This is a genomic window from Lentzea sp. NPDC036949 (assembly GCF_055608075.1).
In genome coordinates, this window is record NZ_JBVJRA010000007.1 from 213,424 (window position 1) to 229,705 (window position 16,282).

General features: G+C 72.0%; 14 protein-coding genes and 1 riboswitch. Of the genes, 8 read left to right on the forward strand and 6 right to left on the reverse strand.

Annotation, left to right across the window (positions count from 1 at the left end):
• Positions 1-42: 42 nt before the first annotated feature.
• From ACZ7CD_RS21370 to ACZ7CD_RS21385, 4 genes are read left to right on the forward strand one after another with little or no spacing between them, the layout of a single operon-like run.
• Positions 43-432: a TIGR03618 family F420-dependent PPOX class oxidoreductase gene (locus ACZ7CD_RS21370; protein ID WP_360392678.1), complete on the forward strand. Its 390-nt coding sequence runs from the start codon at positions 43-45 to the stop codon at positions 430-432.
• Complete coding sequence (gene cbiE / locus ACZ7CD_RS21375; RefSeq protein ID WP_360392108.1) at positions 413-1,558, forward strand: precorrin-6y C5,15-methyltransferase (decarboxylating) subunit CbiE; 1,146 nt, start codon at positions 413-415, stop codon at positions 1,556-1,558. The genes ACZ7CD_RS21370 and cbiE overlap by 20 nt, the downstream gene beginning before the upstream one ends.
• Positions 1,555-2,295, forward strand: coding sequence for a precorrin-4 C(11)-methyltransferase (gene cobM / locus ACZ7CD_RS21380; protein WP_360392675.1), 741 nt, complete (start codon positions 1,555-1,557; stop codon positions 2,293-2,295). The genes cbiE and cobM overlap by 4 nt, the downstream gene beginning before the upstream one ends.
• Positions 2,292-2,993 (forward strand): cobalt-precorrin-6A reductase, encoded by a 702-nt coding sequence (locus ACZ7CD_RS21385; RefSeq protein WP_470379554.1) that lies wholly within the window; start codon positions 2,292-2,294, stop codon positions 2,991-2,993. The genes cobM and ACZ7CD_RS21385 overlap by 4 nt, the downstream gene beginning before the upstream one ends.
• On the opposite strand, the gene ACZ7CD_RS21390 is transcribed toward ACZ7CD_RS21385, so the two are convergent.
• A complete protein-coding gene (locus ACZ7CD_RS21390; RefSeq protein ID WP_360392103.1) occupies positions 2,965-4,416 on the reverse strand; it encodes a precorrin-2 C(20)-methyltransferase in 1,452 nt (483 codons plus the stop codon). The two genes, ACZ7CD_RS21385 and ACZ7CD_RS21390, sit on opposite strands and share 29 nt — an antisense overlap.
• Before the next feature lie 113 nt (positions 4,417-4,529).
• On the opposite strand from ACZ7CD_RS21390, the gene ACZ7CD_RS21395 reads away from it, so the two are divergent.
• Positions 4,530-5,711, forward strand: coding sequence for an RNA-guided endonuclease InsQ/TnpB family protein (locus ACZ7CD_RS21395; protein WP_458431034.1), 1,182 nt, complete (start codon positions 4,530-4,532; stop codon positions 5,709-5,711).
• Positions 5,712-5,770: 59 nt separating this feature from the next.
• On the opposite strand, the gene ACZ7CD_RS21400 is transcribed toward ACZ7CD_RS21395, so the two are convergent.
• Together ACZ7CD_RS21400 and ACZ7CD_RS21405 are read right to left on the reverse strand one after the other, a co-directional pair.
• Positions 5,771-6,391, reverse strand: a complete 621-nt coding sequence (locus tag ACZ7CD_RS21400; protein ID WP_458431035.1) for a precorrin-8X methylmutase — start codon at positions 6,389-6,391, stop codon at positions 5,771-5,773.
• Positions 6,388-7,368, reverse strand: a complete 981-nt coding sequence (locus tag ACZ7CD_RS21405; RefSeq protein WP_470379555.1) for a hypothetical protein — start codon at positions 7,366-7,368, stop codon at positions 6,388-6,390. Before ACZ7CD_RS21405 ends, ACZ7CD_RS21400 begins: the two co-directional genes overlap by 4 nt.
• Before the next feature lie 51 nt (positions 7,369-7,419).
• A riboswitch (cobalamin riboswitch) is annotated at positions 7,420-7,489 on the forward strand.
• A gap of 55 nt (positions 7,490-7,544) precedes the next feature.
• Here ACZ7CD_RS21405 and cobN point away from each other — a divergent pair.
• Positions 7,545-11,111, forward strand: coding sequence for a cobaltochelatase subunit CobN (gene cobN, locus ACZ7CD_RS21410; RefSeq protein WP_470379556.1), 3,567 nt, complete (start codon positions 7,545-7,547; stop codon positions 11,109-11,111).
• Here cobN and ACZ7CD_RS21415 read toward each other — a convergent pair.
• Positions 11,072-11,746, reverse strand: coding sequence for a helix-turn-helix transcriptional regulator (locus ACZ7CD_RS21415; protein WP_360392092.1), 675 nt, complete (start codon positions 11,744-11,746; stop codon positions 11,072-11,074). The two genes, cobN and ACZ7CD_RS21415, sit on opposite strands and share 40 nt — an antisense overlap.
• Positions 11,747-11,800: 54 nt before the next feature.
• Here ACZ7CD_RS21415 and folE point away from each other — a divergent pair, with 54 nt between their 5' ends.
• Both folE and ACZ7CD_RS21425 read left to right on the forward strand, forming a co-directional pair.
• Positions 11,801-12,346: a GTP cyclohydrolase I FolE gene (gene folE, locus ACZ7CD_RS21420; protein WP_458431039.1), complete on the forward strand. Its 546-nt coding sequence runs from the start codon at positions 11,801-11,803 to the stop codon at positions 12,344-12,346.
• Positions 12,347-12,356: 10 nt separating this feature from the next.
• Positions 12,357-12,899 carry a maltokinase N-terminal cap-like domain-containing protein gene (locus ACZ7CD_RS21425; protein WP_470370947.1) on the forward strand — a complete coding sequence of 181 codons (543 nt, stop codon included), beginning with the start codon at positions 12,357-12,359 and terminating at the stop codon, positions 12,897-12,899.
• A gap of 135 nt (positions 12,900-13,034) precedes the next feature.
• Here ACZ7CD_RS21425 and ACZ7CD_RS21430 read toward each other — a convergent pair whose 3' ends face one another.
• Together ACZ7CD_RS21430 and ACZ7CD_RS21435 are read right to left on the reverse strand one after the other, a co-directional pair.
• Entirely contained in the window at positions 13,035-13,538 is a 504-nt protein-coding gene (locus ACZ7CD_RS21430; RefSeq protein WP_470370948.1) for an EF-hand domain-containing protein, read from the reverse strand.
• An 81-nt stretch (positions 13,539-13,619) separates the two neighbouring features.
• Positions 13,620-16,169: an AAA family ATPase gene (locus ACZ7CD_RS21435; protein ID WP_470379634.1), complete on the reverse strand. Its 2,550-nt coding sequence runs from the start codon at positions 16,167-16,169 to the stop codon at positions 13,620-13,622.
• Positions 16,170-16,282: the final 113 nt, after the last annotated feature.

Genomic DNA, 16,282 nt, shown 5'->3' on the forward strand with positions numbered 1-16,282 from the left:
GTGCTCTCCCTCGATTTCGTCAGCGGGCCCCGCGCGGGGATGATGCGTGCCATGTCGATCGAGCGCGGCCCCGAGTTCACCGAGTTCTGGACGGAACGGCACCTGTGCACGCTGTCCACCGTGCGTGCGAACGGCACGCCACACGTGGTGCCCGTGGGAGTGACGCTCGACCGGGTGAACGGTGTCGCGCGGGTGATCACGGACGGCGCGTCGTGGAAGGTCCGGCACGTGCGCGGGGCCGGGTACGCGACGGTGTGCCAGGTGGACGGACGCCGGTGGTCCGCGCTGGAGGGGCCGGCGACCGTCCGCGAGGACGCCGAGTCCGTCGCCCAAGCGGAGGAGCTGTACGCGCAGCGTTATCGTCAGCCGCGGGTCAACCCCACACGGGTCGTGATCGAGATTCAGGTGCAGCGTGTCTCCGGATCAGTCTGACGTCCTCGTCGTCGGCATCGGCGCCGACGGGTGGGACGGGCTCTCACCCGCCGCGCAGGCCGCCGTGTCGCGGTCGAAGGTGCTGATGGGCTCGCAGCGGCAGCTCGATCTGGTGCCGGGCGAGTTCGAGCGGGTCGCGTGGCCCTCGCCGCTGGTGCCGGCGCTGCCCGCGTTGTTCGAGAAGTACCGGGACGTGTGCGTGCTCGCCTCCGGCGACCCCATGTTCCACGGCATCGGCACGACGCTCGTGCGCATGCTGGGGCCGCGCGTCACCGTCATCCCGCACCCGTCGTCGGTGTCGCTCGCGTGCGCGCGGCTCGGGTGGGCGTTGAACGAGGTCGAGGTCGTCTCGCTGGTGGGGCGGTCGGTCGACCTGCTGCGACCCGCGCTCACGGCCGGGCGGCGGGTGCTGGTGCTCGGCGGGGACGCCGAGGCCGTGGCGGCGCTGGCGGGACCGATCACGGTGCTGGAGCAGCTGGGCGGGCCGCACGAGCGGGTCTACCCGTGGTCGGGGCAGCTCGCGGACCCGCTGTCGGTGATCGCCGTCGAGTTCAGCGGACCGGGGTACTCGCGGGTGCCGGGACTGCCCGACGACGCCTACGAGACCGACGGCCAGCTCACCAAGCGCGAGGTGCGGGCGGTGTCGGTGGCGCAGCTGGCGCCGTTGCCGGGGCAGCTGTTGTGGGACGTCGGCGCGGGGTCGGGGTCCATCGCGATCGAGTGGGCGCGCACGCACCCGACGTGCAGGGCCATCGCCGTCGAGCAGGACGCGGTGCGGGCCGAACGGATCGTGCGCAACGCCGCCGCGCTGGGCGTGCCGGGTGTGCAGGTGCTCGTCGGGCGGTCGCCGGAGGCGTTGGAGGGGCTGGAGAAGCCCGACGCGATCTTCATCGGCGGCGGGCTGACGGTGCCCGGCGTGGTGCAGTTCTGCTGGGACGCACTGGGTTCCGGTGGACGACTGGTGGTCAACGCGGTGACGCTGGAGTCGGAAGCCGTTGTGGCGCAGTGGTACGCGCGGCTCGGCGGGGACCTGGTGCGGATCGCGGTCAACCGCGGGTCCGCCGTCGGCGGGTTCACCGGCTGGCGGCCGCACATGCCGGTGACGACGTGGAGCGTGACCAAGTGACCGTGCACTTCATCGGCGCCGGACCCGGTGCCGCCGACCTGATCACCGTGCGGGGCCGCGACCTGATCGCCTCCTCGCCGGTGTGCCTGTACGCCGGTGCGCTCGTTCCGGTGGAGCTGCTGGAGTTCTGCCCGGACGGCGCACGGCTGGTCGACACGGCGAACCTGACGCTCGACGAGATCATCGCTGAGCTGGTGGCGGCCGACGAGGCCGGACTGGACGTGGCGCGGTTGCACTCCGGCGACCCGGCGGTGTTCAGCGCGATGGCCGAGCAGATGCGGCGGCTGGACGCGCTGGGCATCGGCTACGACGTGACGCCGGGGGTGCCGGCGTTCGCGGCCGCGGCGGCGTCGTTGCAGCGCGAGCTGACCGTTCCGGGCGTCGGGCAGACCGTCATCCTCACGCGGACGTCGCAGCGGGCCACGCCGATGCCGGAGGGCGAGGACCTGGACACGCTGGGGCGGTCGAACGCGACGCTCGTGCTGCACCTGGCCGTGCAGCGGATCGCGGACGTGGTCGCGGAGCTGGTGCCCAACTACGGCGCGGACTGCCCGGTCGCGGTCGTCGCGTACGCCTCGCGCGCGGACGAGGTCGTGTTGCGGGGCACCCTCGACGACATCGCCGCCCAGGTCGCCGCGGCGGGCATCAAGCGGACCGCGGTGATCATCGTGGGGAAGGTGCTGGGGGCGACGCAGTTCCCGGACAGCCACCTGTACTCGGCGACCCGCGTTCGATGATTCTCATCCTCGGCGGCACCGGCGAGGCCCGCGCGCTGGCGTCCCGGGTCACCGCGGTGTCCTCCCTGGCCGGACGGGTGCGCGAGCCGCGGCTCCCGGCCGGACAGGTGCGGGTCGGCGGGTTCGGTGGGGTGGACGGGCTCGCGCAGTGGTTGCGGGACAACGACATCCACGCCGTGGTCGACGCCACCCACCCGTTCGCGGCGCGGATCACGGCGAACGCCTTTGAGGCCTGCCAACGGGTCGGGGTGCCACTGCTGGTCCTGCGCCGGCCCGGGTTCACGCCCCGGCCGGGATGGACCCGGGTGAACAGCGTCGCGGACGCGGCGGCAGCCCTGCCCGGCGAGCGGGTGTTCCTCACGACCGGGCGGCAGGACCTCGCCGAGTTCGCCGGGTGCCCGCAGTGGTTCCTCGCGCGCATGGTCGAACCGCCGGAACCGCCGATGCCGCACCGGATCGAGGTGCTGCTGGCGCGCGGGCCGTTCACCGTCGAAGGCGAGCTGGCGCTGATGCGCGAGCACCGGATCGACGTGCTCGTGACGAAGGACAGCGGCGGCGCGATGACGTCGGCGAAGCTGGACGCCGCGGAACGGCTCGGCCTCCCCGTCGTCGTCGTGCGGCGGCCACCGCTCCCACCCGTGGAGGCGGTGGCCACCGTGGACGAGGCCGTCAGCTGGTTGGGTACCGCCGGGGCGTGAACACGACCCCCTGCTCGGTCACGACGGTCTGCGACGAGCCGACGACCAGCAGGCAGCGCATGTCGATCGTGGCCGGGTCGAGCGCGCCGAGGGTGAGGACGCGGATCTCCTCCTCCGGACCGCCGACGTCCCGGCCGACGACCAGCGGCGTGTCCGGCGAACGGTGCTTGAGCAGCAGGTCGCGCATCTCCGCCACCTGGTGCGTGCGGGCCTTCGAGGCCGGGTTGTAGATCGCGATCACCAGGTCCGCCTTGGCGGTGGCCTCCAGGCGTTCGGCGATGACGTCCCACGGCTTGAGGCGGTCGCTCAACGAGATCACCGCGTAGTCGTGCCCCAGCGGCGCACCGGCCTTCGCGGCGACGGCGTTCGCAGCCGTGACACCGGGGAGCACCCGCACCGGGACGTCCGGGTGTTCGGCGGCCACTTCGAGGACCGCGGTGGCCATCGCGAACACACCGGGGTCACCCGACGAGACGACCGCGACGCGCGACCCGCGGCGGGCCAGGTCGAGTGCGAAGGAGGCGCGCTCGGACTCGACCTGGTTGTGCGAGGCGTGCTTCGTCTGGCCGGGGCGGTCGGGCACCCGGTTCAGGTAGGTGGTGTAGCCGACGAGGTCGTCGGCGGACTCCAGTGCCCGCTTGGCCTCCGGGGTGAGCCAGGAGTGGTGGCCTGGGCCGAGACCGACGACCACGACCTCACCACCCGGCCGCGCCGGCCGGGAGTTGCTGGGCAGCAACGCAAGCGAGAAGTACGGCACCGACCCGGGGTCGACGTCGGCGAGCTTCGCCGTGCGCTCCCGCCCGGTGGTCGCCCGCTCCACGTACCAGGCGCCGTCGAGCCGCCCGGCCTCCTCCAGCGCCTGCCGGACGTTGCCGAAGGTGCGGCCCAGCTTGAGGATCGCGGCGCAGTCGGTGTCCGCGATCCGCGCGGCCAGCTCGGCCGGCGGCAGCGTGCCGGGCAGGATCGTGAGCACCTCGTCCCGTTCGACGAGCGGGGTGCCCAGTACCGCGGAGGCACCGCTGACGGACGTGACGCCGGGGACGACCTCCGCCTCGTAGCGGTGGGCGAGCCGCTTGTGCATGTGCATGTAGGAGCCGTAGAAGAACGGGTCTCCCGCCGCGAGGACGACCACCGTGCGGCCGGCGTCGAGGTGCGCGGCCAGCGTGGCGGCGGCCTCCTCGTAGAACGCGTCGATCTCGCCCTGGTAGTCGTCGGTGTCCTCGGTGGTGACCGGGTAGACGAGCTGCTCCATGATCTGACCGTCGCGGAAGTACGGCGCCGCGATGCTCTTCGCGTTGCTGCGACCGTGCCGGGCGCTGTGGTAGGCGATGACGTCGGCTTCTCGGATGAGCCGTGCGGCCTTGACCGTCACGAGTTCGGGGTCACCGGGACCCACACCGACGCCGTAGAGCTTGCCCGTCATTGAACTCCAATCAGCGCAGACGAGAGGGGTCGGGTTCGCCTGCGCGCCCTTCTGAGCGTGGTGTTCCCACCCGCGGATCTGGTTCGAAGAAGTTGTTTGCAACAATATGAGTTGTGGGTCGAGCGCTGGTGCGGCGTGCGTTCCGCTACCGCTTCTATCCGACTGAAGCGCAGGCGGCTGAGCTGTCGCGCACGTTCGGATGTGCACGTCTGGTTTACAACAAGGCCTTGGACGTCCGCTCTGCGGCTTGGCGTGACGAGCAACGGCGCATCAGTTACATCGACACCTCTGCCATGCTCACCGAGTGGAAGCAGACTGAGGAGCTGGCCTTCCTCAACGAAGTTTCTTGCGTCCCACTGCAGCAGGCGTTGCGGCATCTGCAGACCGCGTTCGGCAACTTCTTCGCAAAACGCGCACGACATCCGCGTTTCAAGTCGCGCAAGCGATCGCGCGCCTCGGCCGAGTACACCCGCTCGGCGTTCCGGTGGCGCGATGGTGAGCTGACGCTGGCGAAGATGACCGAACCGCTGGCCGTCGTGTGGTCGCGCCCACTGCCAGAAGGTGCGCGGCCTTCGACCATCACCGTCTCGAGGGACCCCGCTGGTCGGTGGTTCGTGTCGATTCTGGTGCAAGCCGACATCGATCACTTGCCACCCGAAGCAGGTGTCGTGGGAGTCGATGTGGGTTTGACGGCGTTGGTGACGTTGTCGACAGGAGAGAAGGTCAGCAACCCGAGGCTCGAACGGAGGGATCGGTTCAGGCTCGCCAAGGCACAACGGAGCTTGTCCAGGAAGCAGATCGGATCCGCCAACCGGGAGAAGGCACGACAAGTAGTCGCACGAGTGCACGCCCGCACCGCCGACCGGAGGCGGGACCTCCTGCACAAACTCACCACTCGGCTCGTTCGTGAGAACCAAACGATCGTGATCGAGGACTTGGGTGTCGCCCACATGCTCCGCAGTGGGCGGTTGGCCAAAGCGATTTCCGACGCGTCGTGGGCACAGCTGCGGTTCATGCTGGAGTACAAGGCAGCGTGGTATGGCCGTGAAGTGGTTGTGATCGATCGTTGGTTCCCGTCGAGCAAGACCTGCTCGGCGTGTGGTCTTCGACGCGAAGTTCTTCCGCTTGATGTTCGGCAGTGGATCTGCCGGTGTGGTGCTGTTCACGATCGGGACGTGAACGCCGCGAAGAACATACTGGCCGCCGGGCTGGCGGTTGCAGCCTGTGGAGACGGCGTCAGTCTTCCCCGGCACAAGCCGGGGAAGCAGCTGTCGAAACCTCCCCTTCCGGGGTGAAGAAACAGGAACTGTCGGGTGTGAACCCGGCGGAGCCCCCGCCTCGTGGCTGGGGCAGGTCAATCGTCCTCACTAGCGATCGCGTTGATGGCGGCCGCCGTCATGGCACTGCCGCCGCGCCGGCCGCGGACCACGAGGTGTTCGAGATCCGTTGCGGCCAGGGCGTCTTTGGACTCCGCGGCGCCGATGAACCCGACCGGGATGCCGAGCACGGCCGCCGGTCGCGGGGCTCCGGCCGCGATCAGGTCCAGGAGGTGGAAGAGGGCGGTGGGGGCGTTGCCGATGGCGATCACCGCGCCGTCGAAGCGGTCGGCGAGCAGTTCGAGTGCCGCCGCGCTGCGCGTGTTGCCGATCTCGGTCGCCAGTGCGGGGGTACGGGGGTCCTGCAGGTAGCAGAGGACCTCGTTGTCCGCGGGGAGGCGACGGCGGGTCACGCCGGACGCGACCATGTTGGCGTCGCACAGGATCGGGGCGCCGGCGCGCAACGCCGCACGGGCGTCGCGGACGACGTGCGGGGAGAACCCGACGTCCCGCGGCAGGTCCGTCATGCCGCAGGCGTGGATCATGCGGACCACGACCTGGGCGACGTCGGCGGGGAAGGCGGTGAGGTCCGCCTCCGCGCGGATGGTGGCGAAGGACTGCCGGTAGATCTCCGCGCCGTCCCTGATGTACTCCGTCACCTGATCTCCTCGTAGCCGTCGCCGGTCGCGACGAACTCGATCACATCACCGGCCGGACGACCACATCGGCGTGAGCAACCCGACCAGTGCACCGGCCGCGAGTGGGGCGTGCCGAGCCACGCGCGGGCGTCGGCGCGGACGTCCGACAACGACTTCGCGCACCCCGGCTTGCCGGTGCACGCGCTCACCCCGTGCCACGGCGAGGCGGGGTCGGTGATCAGGCCGGACGTGTCGGTGCCCGGCGGCACGACGAGGGAGCGCCACGGGGTCAGGCGCAGGGCCGTGCCCGGCAGTTGACCGGCGTCGAGCCGGCCCAGTGGAACGCCTGGTGTCACAGGTGAAGGTGCGACAGGAGTCACAGCCGGGGTGACGCGCGGTGCGGCGGAAGTGCCGAGGTGGGCGGTGATCTTGCGCACACCGCCGTCCACTTCGGACAGGCGCCAGGCCGTGCCGCGCAGCTCCTGGAACAGCCGGGCGGCGGTGACGACGGCGTCCACGGGGTCGTCGACCCGGACACCTGTATCGGTACCGGCGAGCAGGAGCGCGTCGCCCACCAGGCCGATGTCGCCGCCCAGACCGCTCACCGAAGCACCCACCGTCACCAGGAAACGCCCTGGTAGAGCGGCGAGTGACGGGTCGGAGCACAGGGCGGTGTCCAGCGCGTCGACCAGCGCCTGGTTGTCGTCCAGGGGCGCGGCGATGATGTTGCGGATGCGTTCGTGGGTGTCCGACGGCAGCAGGCCGCACGCACGCAGGCGGGCACCCAGTTCGACCCCCGACGTGAGGCCCCTGATCTGGAGGTTCGCCCGCGAGGTCAGCTCCAGCACGCCCGACCCCAGTTCGGCCGCGGCGGTGCGCACGGCATCCCACTGAGCTGCGGAGAGGGTGCCGCCGGGGACCCGGATGCGGGCCAACCCGCCATCGGCCGCCTGGTGCAGCTCGACGGCGCCGGGGCAGGCATCCGGGTGAGTACGCATAGGTCGGACTGTAACCCGCCGGTTAGGGTGAGCCCGAACGACGAAGCGCAGGAGGAAGCCGGTGCGAATCCGGCGCGGTCCCGCCACTGTGACCAGCGAACTCGCCGGGAGTCAGGAACTCCGCTTCGTCGCGACCCGTGACCTGGGGCGAGGACCCCACGAGGGATGGAGCCCGCGTGATCCTGCTGTTGTCGACCTCCGACACCGACCTGCTGTCGGCGCGTGCGAGTGGCGCCGAGTACCGGCTCGGCAACCCTTCGCGCACGACCACCGACGACCTTCCCGCGCTGGTCGAGGGCGTGGACCTGGTCGTCGTGCGCATCCTCGGCGGCCGCCGGATGTGGGAGGAGGGCCTCGACTGGCTGCTCGCGCAGCCGCTGCCCGTGGTCGTCCTCGGCGGTGAGATGCAGCCCGACGCGGCGCTCATGGAGCTGTCGACGGTGCCGGGCGGCGTGTGCGCGGAGGCGCACCTGTACCTCGCGCAGGGCGGCCCAGGGAACCTCGCCGAGCTGCACAAGTTCCTCGAGGACACGATCCTGCTGACCGGCCACGGGTTCGCCGCGCCCGCCGCCACCCCCACGTGGGGGGTGCTGGAACGCGAGCCGGCCGCGGTGGAGGGCCCGACGGTCGCGGTGCTCTACTACCGCGCACACCACGTGGCGGGGAACACGGCGTTCGTGCACGCGCTGTGCGACGCGATCGAGGCCAAGGGCGGCAGGCCGCTGCCGGTGTTCTGCTCGTCGCTGCGCACCGCCGAACCCGAGCTGCTCGACACGCTCCGGCAGGCCGACGCGCTGGTCGTGACGGTCCTCGCGGCCGGCGGCACGAACCCGGCGAACGCGAGCGCGGGCGGTGACGACGACGCGTGGGACGTGGGTGCGCTGGCGGCGCTGGACGTGCCGATCCTGCAGGGCCTGTGCCTCACCTCCAGCCGTGAGCAGTGGGACTCCAACGACGACGGCCTGTCACCGCTCGACACCGCGACCCAGGTGGCGATCCCCGAGTTCGACGGCCGGATCATCACGGTCCCGTTCTCGTTCAAGGAGATCGACTCCGACGGTCTCACCGTCTACGTCGCCGACCCGGAACGGGCGCTGCGCGTCGCGGGCATCGCGACCAGGCACGCGCGGTTGCGGCACATCCCGGTCGGCGAGCGCAGGGTCGTCGTGATGCTGTCGGCGTACCCGACCAAGCACTCCCGCATCGGCAACGCGGTCGGCCTCGACACGCCCGCCTCCACGGTCCGGTTGCTGAAGGCCATGCGGGAGCACGGTTACGACATCGGCGACGACCTGCCGGGCGTCGACGAGCTCGACGGCGACAAGCTGATCCACGCGCTCATCGCCGCGGGCGGGCAGGACGTGGACTGGCTGACGCAGGAGCAGTTCGAGAGCAACCCGGTGCGCATCGCGGCCGCCGACTACCGGCGGTTCCACGAGACGCTGCCGGAGGAGTTCCGCGAGTCGATGCGGGAGCACTGGGGTGAGGCGCCCGGTGAGCTGTTCGTGGACCGCAGCAAGGACCGCGACGGCGAGATCGTCCTCGCGGCCCTGCAGTCCGGCAACGTCACCGTCATGGTCCAGCCGCCGCGCGGGTTCGGCGAGAACCCGATCGCGATCTACCACGACCCGGACCTGCCGCCCTCGCACCACTACCTCGGTGCCTACCACTGGATCGAGTCGAGCTTCCGCGCCGACGCCGTGGTGCACGTGGGCAAGCACGGCAACCTGGAGTGGCTGCCGGGCAAGACCGTCGGCATGTCGGCGTCCTGCGGCACGGACGCGGCGCTCGGCGACCTGCCGCTGATCTACCCGTTCCTCGTCAACGACCCCGGTGAGGGCACGCAGGCCAAGCGGCGCGCGCACGCCACGCTGGTCGACCACCTCGTGCCGCCGATGGCCCGCGCGGACAGCTACGGCGACATCGCGCGGCTGGAGCAGTTGCTGGACGAGTACGGGAACATCTCCGCGATGGACCCGGCCAAGGTGCCGGCGATCCGCGCGCAGATCTGGACGTTGATCAAGGCCGCGAAGCTCGACCACGACCTGGGGCTCGACGACCGGCCGCACGACGCGGAGTTCGACGAGTTCATCCTGCACGTCGACGGCTGGCTGTGCGAGGTCAAGGACGTCCAGATCCGCGACGGCCTGCACGTCCTCGGCCAGGCGCCGGCGGGGGAGACCCGCGTCAACCTGGTGCTCGCGATGCTCCAGGCGCGGCAGATGTGGGGCGGTCAGGTCGCGGCGCTGCCCGGTCTGCGCGAGGCGCTCGGACTCGTCGGCACGGCGCGTGAAGACGTTGACACCGTTGAGGAACAGGCCCGCGTGCTCGTCCAGGCGATGGAGGACGCGGGCTGGGACGCCACCGTGGCGAAGACGCTGCACGAGAACCCCGATGTGCAGAAGATCCTGGAGTTCGCGGCCGTCGAGGTCGTGCCGCGGCTCGCCCGCACGACAGACGAGATGACGCACGTCCTGCACGCGCTCGACGGCGGCTACGTCCCGGCCGGTCCGTCCGGTTCCCCGTTGCGCGGTCTGGTGAACGTGCTGCCGACCGGCCGCAACTTCTACTCGGTCGACCCGAAGGCCATCCCGTCGCGGCTCGCGTGGGAGACCGGCCAGGCGATGGCGGACTCGCTGGTGGAGCGCTACCGGGCCGACAACGACGGTGAATGGCCGCCGTCCGTGGGTCTGTCGGTGTGGGGCACGTCCGCGATGCGCACCGCCGGTGACGACATCGCCGAGGTGTTCGCGCTGCTGGGCGTGCGACCGGTGTGGGACGACCAGTCCCGCCGCGTGACCGGCCTGGAGGTCGTCCCGCTCGACGAGCTCGGCCGGCCGCGCATCGACGTCACCGTGCGGATCTCCGGGTTCTTCCGCGACGCCTTCCCGCACGTCGTGTCCCTCCTGGACGACGCGGTGCAGCTGGTCGCGGCGCTGGACGAACCGGCGGAGCAGAACTTCGTGCGGGCGCACGCGGTGCAGGACCTGGCGGAGCACGGCGACCACCGCCGGGCGACGCTGCGGATCTTCGGCTCGAAGCCCGGTGCGTACGGCGCCGGCGTGCTGCCGTTGATCGACAGCCGCAACTGGCGCGACTCGCAGGACATCGCCGAGGTGTACGCGGTCTGGGGTGGCTACGCCTACGGTCGCGGTGTCGACGGCATCGCCGCGCGCGCGGACATGGAGTCGGCGTACCGGCGGATCGCGGTGGCGGCCAAGAACATCGACACCCGCGAGCACGACATCGCCGACTCGGACGACTACTTCCAGTACCACGGCGGCATGGTCACGATGGTGAAGGCGCTGACCGGCAAGGCGCCCGCCGCGTACGTCGGGGACAGCACGCGCCCGGAGGCGGTGCGGACCCGCACGCTCACTGAGGAAACGTCGCGGATCTTCCGGGCCCGCGTGGTGAACCCGCGCTGGGTCAACGCGATGCGCCAGCACGGGTACAAGGGCGCGTTCGAGTTGCAGGCCACGGTCGAGTACCTGTTCGGCTACGACGCCACGACCGGCGTGGTCGCCGACTGGATGTACGAGAAGCTGACCGAGACCTACGTGCTCGACCCGGAGACGCGGAAGTTCCTGCAGACCTCGAACCCGTGGGCGTTGCACGGCATCGCGGAACGGTTGCTGGAGGCCGCCGAGCGCAAGATGTGGGAGCACCCGGAGGAGGCCACCCTGGACGCGCTGCGGGCGGCCTACCTGGAGACCGAGGGCGACCTGGAGGACGGCGCCTGATCGAGGCGCACGCAGCAGTGGTCCGGTGACGGGTCGAGGCGGGCGCGGTAGCCCGCCCCGATGCCGTCGGCCAGGCCGGTGAGCAGGCGGAGGTTGAGGCCGCAGACCAGCTCGGTGTGGCGTTGCGCGAGGCTGTGGAACGGGCAGTTGCCCAGCAGGACCGAGCCGTCCCCGGCCCGCGGCTCGAACCCGAAGTCCTCCAGCGCCTGCACGAGGTCGCCCCGCGCGGCGGCCGCGAGGGCCGTGCCCCACTCGTGCGCGCGGCGGCGCAGGACCTCGCGCGGGGGCTCACCGGTGGTCTCGGCTTCGAGGAGGGCATCGGTCAGCAGGTGGCTCGCGGCCTCGTACCGCCGGTCCGGCAGCGACACCGCGATCTGCTCCTCGGCACGGCGGTAGAGCTTCGCCGGACGGCCCGCGCCCGGTCCGCCGCGTCCGGTCCGGCGCTGGTGCACGACTGTGAGGAGGCCCATCTCGACCAGCTTGTCGAGGTGGAACCCGGCGGTCGTGCGGGGCAGTCCGGCGGCTTGCGCGGCCTCGTCCTTGCTGATCGGCGCGGTCCGGCGGGCCACGAGGTCGTACAGCCTGCGCCGGTTCGGTTCGTCCAGGGCCGCGACGGCGGCGACGGGGTCGGCCATCTCTAAAAACTACTCCCATTGACTAAATTCGGCCAGCCGAACTACCGTGGCGGCATGGACGTCGAGGGCGCGCAGAAGGCGGTCACGGACCTGCTCAAGGCGCTGGGCAAGGACCCGTACTCCGAACACCTGGCCGACACGCCGCGCCGGGTCGCCGAGGCGTACGAGGAGCTGCTGACGCCCCGGACGTTCAACCTGACCACGTTCCCCAACGACGAGGGCTACGACGAGCTGGTGCTGGCCCGCGGCATCCCGGTGCAGTCGTTGTGCGAGCACCACATGCTGCCGTTCCACGGCATCGCGCACGTCGGGTACCTGCCGGGGGAGCGCATCCTGGGGCTGTCGAAGCTCGCGCGGGTCGTGGAGATGTTCGCCCGCGACCTCCAGGTGCAGGAGCGGCTGACCAAGCAGGTCGCCGACTGGCTGCAGGAACACCTGCGGCCCAAGGGCGTCGGCGTGGTGATCGAGGCCGAGCACATGTGCATGGCGTTGCGCGGGGTGCGGGTCAGCGGGTCCCGCACGGTGACCTCGGCGTTGCAGGGCGCGTTGCGGCAGGACCCCGCGTCCCGGCAGGAGTTCTTCACGCTGGTGCACGCGTAACCTGCGGGACATGGGGAACATCCACGCCGGGGCCGCGCTGACACCGCCGTTCCGCGACTTCGTGCCCGCCTGGGTGGCGCGGCAGGACTGGTACGCGGGCGAGGGGCCGTTGCGGCCGGTCGGGTACTTCCGGTTCTCCGACCCCGCGGGCGAGGTCGGCGTGGAGACGCACCTGCTGCGGGCGGGTGAGTCGGTCTACCAGGTCCCGCTGACCTACCGGCCGGCACCGCTCGACGGTGGCGCGCTCCTCACGACCGCCGAGCACAGCGTCCTGGGCCCGCGGTGGATCTACGACGCCGTCACCGACCCCGTCTGGCACGCCGCCGTGCTCGACCTCGTCACCGCCGGCGGCACCTCGGAGCCGGGCAGCCGCAGCCTGGCCGCCGAGGCCCGCGGCGAGCTGCGGCGCGCGGTGGGGGGTCCGGTCGTGGTCGAGCTCGACCGCCTGGTGCTGCCGCGCCCCGCCGACGGTGACGTGGTCGGCGTGGTCACGGGCTCGTGGGAGGGCGGGTCCGGTCGCCTCGCCGTCGTGCGCCCGGCGCCCACCGGTTGAGGTCGCCCAGCACCCCCATCGCCGCGGGCACCAGCAGGCAGCGCACGACCGTCGCGTCCACCGCGACCGCCACCGCCGACCATGATCGCCCCGGCCCTCTCTGACTCCCCCTGCCTGCCGGAGCAGCAGGGGGAGTCAGAGAGGGCCGAAGACGCGGGTGCCGGCGGCGGAGGGGTCGTCGCCGGACCAGAACTCCAGCCACAGCTGGGCGAACTCGTCGCGCGACAGCCTGCCGTCGCCGTCGGAGTCGAGGGCCGCGAAGTCGGTGGCACCGTCATGACCGAGCCACGCGGAGATCATCGTCTGGAACTCCTCCGGCGACACGTAGTCGTCCCCGTTGGCGTCCACGGCACCGAACATCGCGTGCGCCGTGCCGGTGACCGCCTCCGGGCTCCGCGGCAGCACGTCCACGATGGACAGCACGTCGTCCATGCTCACCCGGTCGGTGCCCGCCGCCGACGTGAGGGTGGCCCACCAGCCCATCATCACCTCGGACAGCAGCTCCTCGTCGCCGCCGCGCAACGACACCCAGCGCGCGGTGAGCGCGCGGAAGTCGCTCTCGTCGAGGTATCCGTCGCTGTTGGCGTCCAACGCGCCGAACACCACGGACACCTTGCGTCTTTGCAGGTCGCTCGCCATGAGCAAGGACCATGGGCCGAACGGTCCAGCGTGAACCATCGGCCGAACGGGTCCGGACCACTCGCGTACGGGGGATGCCGCTCACCCCGCGTCGAGCGCCTCCGGCAGCTGCAACCGGCCGGGCACGCCGAGCTTGCGGTAGACGGCGGTGAGCACGCCCTCCACCGCGTCGGCGGACAGCAGCAGGGCACCGGCGATCTCCTCGTCGCACCGGCCCCGCGCCGCCAGCACCGCCACCTGGTGCTCCACCGGTGTCAGCGCGGTCGGCCCGGTCTGCCGCAGCCGCCGCGGTCCCGCGCTCGTCGCGACCAGCTCGGAGTGCGCCCGTGCCGCCATTGCCGTGGACCCGCACTTCTGCGCCAGGTCCACCGCCTCGCGCAGGCACACGCGCGCCGCCGCCGTGTCGCCCTGCCGGCGCGCCACCACGCCGAGGTCCACCAGCGCGCGGCCCAGTTCGAGCCGGGCGGGGGAGCCGCGCAGCACCCGCACGGCGTCCTCCAGGTGCGCGCGTCCGGCGGCTCCCGCGGTGACCCGGCCCAGTGCGCGCAACGCCATGCCCAACGCCCTGGGCGCACCCCAGTCCCCGGCCAGCTCGACCTCCTCCAGCGCGAACTGCCGGGCCCGCTCGCCGTCGCCCAGCGCCGCGCACGCCACCGCCGCACCGGAACGCCACGCCAGCGCGGCCGGGTTGCGGTACGGCCACTGGGCGCAGTGCCGTGCGGCGGCCAGGAACGCCTCCAGCGCCTCGTGGTCCTCACCGCGCACGATCAACGCCCGGCCGCGCACGGTCAGCATCCCGCCGTAGGTCCACAGCCGCCGGAGCTCGTCCGTCGTCGTCTGCTCGATCAACGCCAGCGCCTCGTCCGGACGTCCTTCCTCCAGCAGGATGTCCGCGAGCAACGCCGCGTGCCAGGCCGTCACCGCGTGCCAGCGCGGGTCCTGCCGCAGGTGGCCGGCGGCCGCGGTGAGGTCGGCGCGGGCGGACGTGAGATCTCCCTTGCGCCGCTGGACGTTCGCCCTCATCACCGACACCAGCGCGCGCAACGCCGGTGCCTCCGCGCGGTCCACGGCGTCGAGCACGTCCAGCGCCGGGTCGAGCCGGTCGGCCAGGTTCAGCACCATCGCGGACGTCAACGCCGGCATCGCGCCGTCGGTGGACAGCCGCCGCACGGCCTCGGCCGCGCTGATCGACCCGGCCATCACGTGGTGCAGCACCCCCGCCGGGGTGTCGAGCGGCACCGACGGCGGCACCGCCTCCCGCCACACCAGCCCGTGCACCACCAGGTGCGCGAAGGCGTCGGGGGAGCGCAGCACCTCCACCAGCTCCGCGGGTTTCCCGTCGGCGTGCAACGCGTAGGACAGCGCCACGGCGGACTCCACGTCGTCCACATCGGACTCGTGCGCCTCGCGCAGCCGTGCCGTCGCACCCGGCAGGTTCCCGACCAGCTCCGCCATCCCCAGCATCCGCAACGCCCGCGCGGGGTTCGCGACCGGCTCGCGCAACGCCCGCCACAGCAACCGGGCCGCACCGGGCTGGTCGCCACCGCCCACCGCCTCCCGCGCCGCCCGGTCCAGCACCCCGCCCGCCCACGGCGGCAGCCCCGGTGCCGTCTGGAGCAGGTGCGCCGCCACCTCGCGGTCCGCGGCACCGTGGGCCCGCAACGACTCCGCCGCCCGCAGGTGCAACGCCGACAGCGCCGCCGCCGGCACGTCCGCGAGCACCGCCGGACCGGTCGCGCCGAGCAGTTCGGCCGTGCGCACCGCCTCGGCCAGCTCGCCGGGACCCAGCCCGGTCAGCTCCGCCAGCACGCCGGGGTGCGGTGCCGGCCCGAGCACCGCCAGGCAGTGCGCCGCCGTCACGACCGCCGCCGGGCGCCGCCGCACCCGCGCCACCACGACCTCGCGGGCCACCTCCGCGGCCAGGTGATCAACCTGCCTGGCCGCCGCGGCCGAGGGCGGCACCCCGTCCCGCGCCAGCGCCCTCAGCAGCCGCACGGTCAGCAGCGGGTTCCCGCCGGTCGCGGTGCGGCAGGCGGCGGTGAACGCCGGATCGGCCGGGCCCAGTGCCGCGGTGACCAGCCCGGTGACCTCGTCCGGCGTCAGGTCCGCCAGCACCACCCGGCGGCACGTCGCCGCGATCTCCGCGAACGACGGGTCGTCCGCCCGTTCACCGGAACCGACCGCGAGAACCACCGCCACCGGCAGCTGCCGCACCCGCAGGGACAGGTACGCGAGCCACCGCAACGACTCCGCGTCCGCCCACTGCGCGTCGTCCACGAGAACCAGCAAACCGGACGAACCGGCTAACTCAACCGCGAGCCGGTAAAGCGCTCGCAGCACCGCGAAGCCGGCACCGGAGGCCGTCGACCGGAGGGCCGGGACTGCCTCCGAAGGCACCACCGCCGGATCCACCAAATCGAACAACTGGGCCACCAAGCCGAATGGTAAATCGATTTCCAGAGCACTTCCGCGGGCCCGCACGACGCGTCCGCCGGAGCCTTCCCAGCGCGCGGCGACGTCGTCCAGCACCGCCGTCTTGCCCGTACCCGGAGCGCCTTCCACGACCGTCGTCGTGCCCGGCGCCACCCGGTCGCTGATTCCGGCGCACCACGCTTTCGGCGGGTTTTCCACGATCTCTCGCAATCCGGGGGTGAAACGATCAGCAGAAATGATGCTAGGAGAAAGCGCGCCACTTGCCCAGGTAAAGGTAGCCGCGCCGGGAGGCGTCTCAGCACGGTGGTGGC

What these genes read in the sequence shown, in the direction of transcription:
- ACZ7CD_RS21430 (WP_470370948.1), bottom strand. Translation starts at nt 13,538, where the DNA reads ATGGCGAGCGACCTGCAAAGACGCAAGGTGTCCGTGGTGTTCGGCGCG.
- ACZ7CD_RS21425 (WP_470370947.1), top strand. Translation starts at nt 12,357, where the DNA reads ATGGGGAACATCCACGCCGGGGCCGCGCTGACACCGCCGTTCCGCGAC.
- ACZ7CD_RS21390 (WP_360392103.1), bottom strand. Translation starts at nt 4,416, where the DNA reads ATGACGGGCAAGCTCTACGGCGTCGGTGTGGGTCCCGGTGACCCCGAA.
- ACZ7CD_RS21385 (WP_470379554.1), top strand. Translation starts at nt 2,292, where the DNA reads ATGATTCTCATCCTCGGCGGCACCGGCGAGGCCCGCGCGCTGGCGTCC.
- folE (WP_458431039.1), top strand. Translation starts at nt 11,801, where the DNA reads ATGGACGTCGAGGGCGCGCAGAAGGCGGTCACGGACCTGCTCAAGGCG.
- ACZ7CD_RS21415 (WP_360392092.1), bottom strand. Translation starts at nt 11,746, where the DNA reads ATGGCCGACCCCGTCGCCGCCGTCGCGGCCCTGGACGAACCGAACCGG.
- ACZ7CD_RS21405 (WP_470379555.1), bottom strand. Translation starts at nt 7,368, where the DNA reads ATGCGTACTCACCCGGATGCCTGCCCCGGCGCCGTCGAGCTGCACCAG.
- ACZ7CD_RS21370 (WP_360392678.1), top strand. Translation starts at nt 43, where the DNA reads ATGCGTGCCATGTCGATCGAGCGCGGCCCCGAGTTCACCGAGTTCTGG.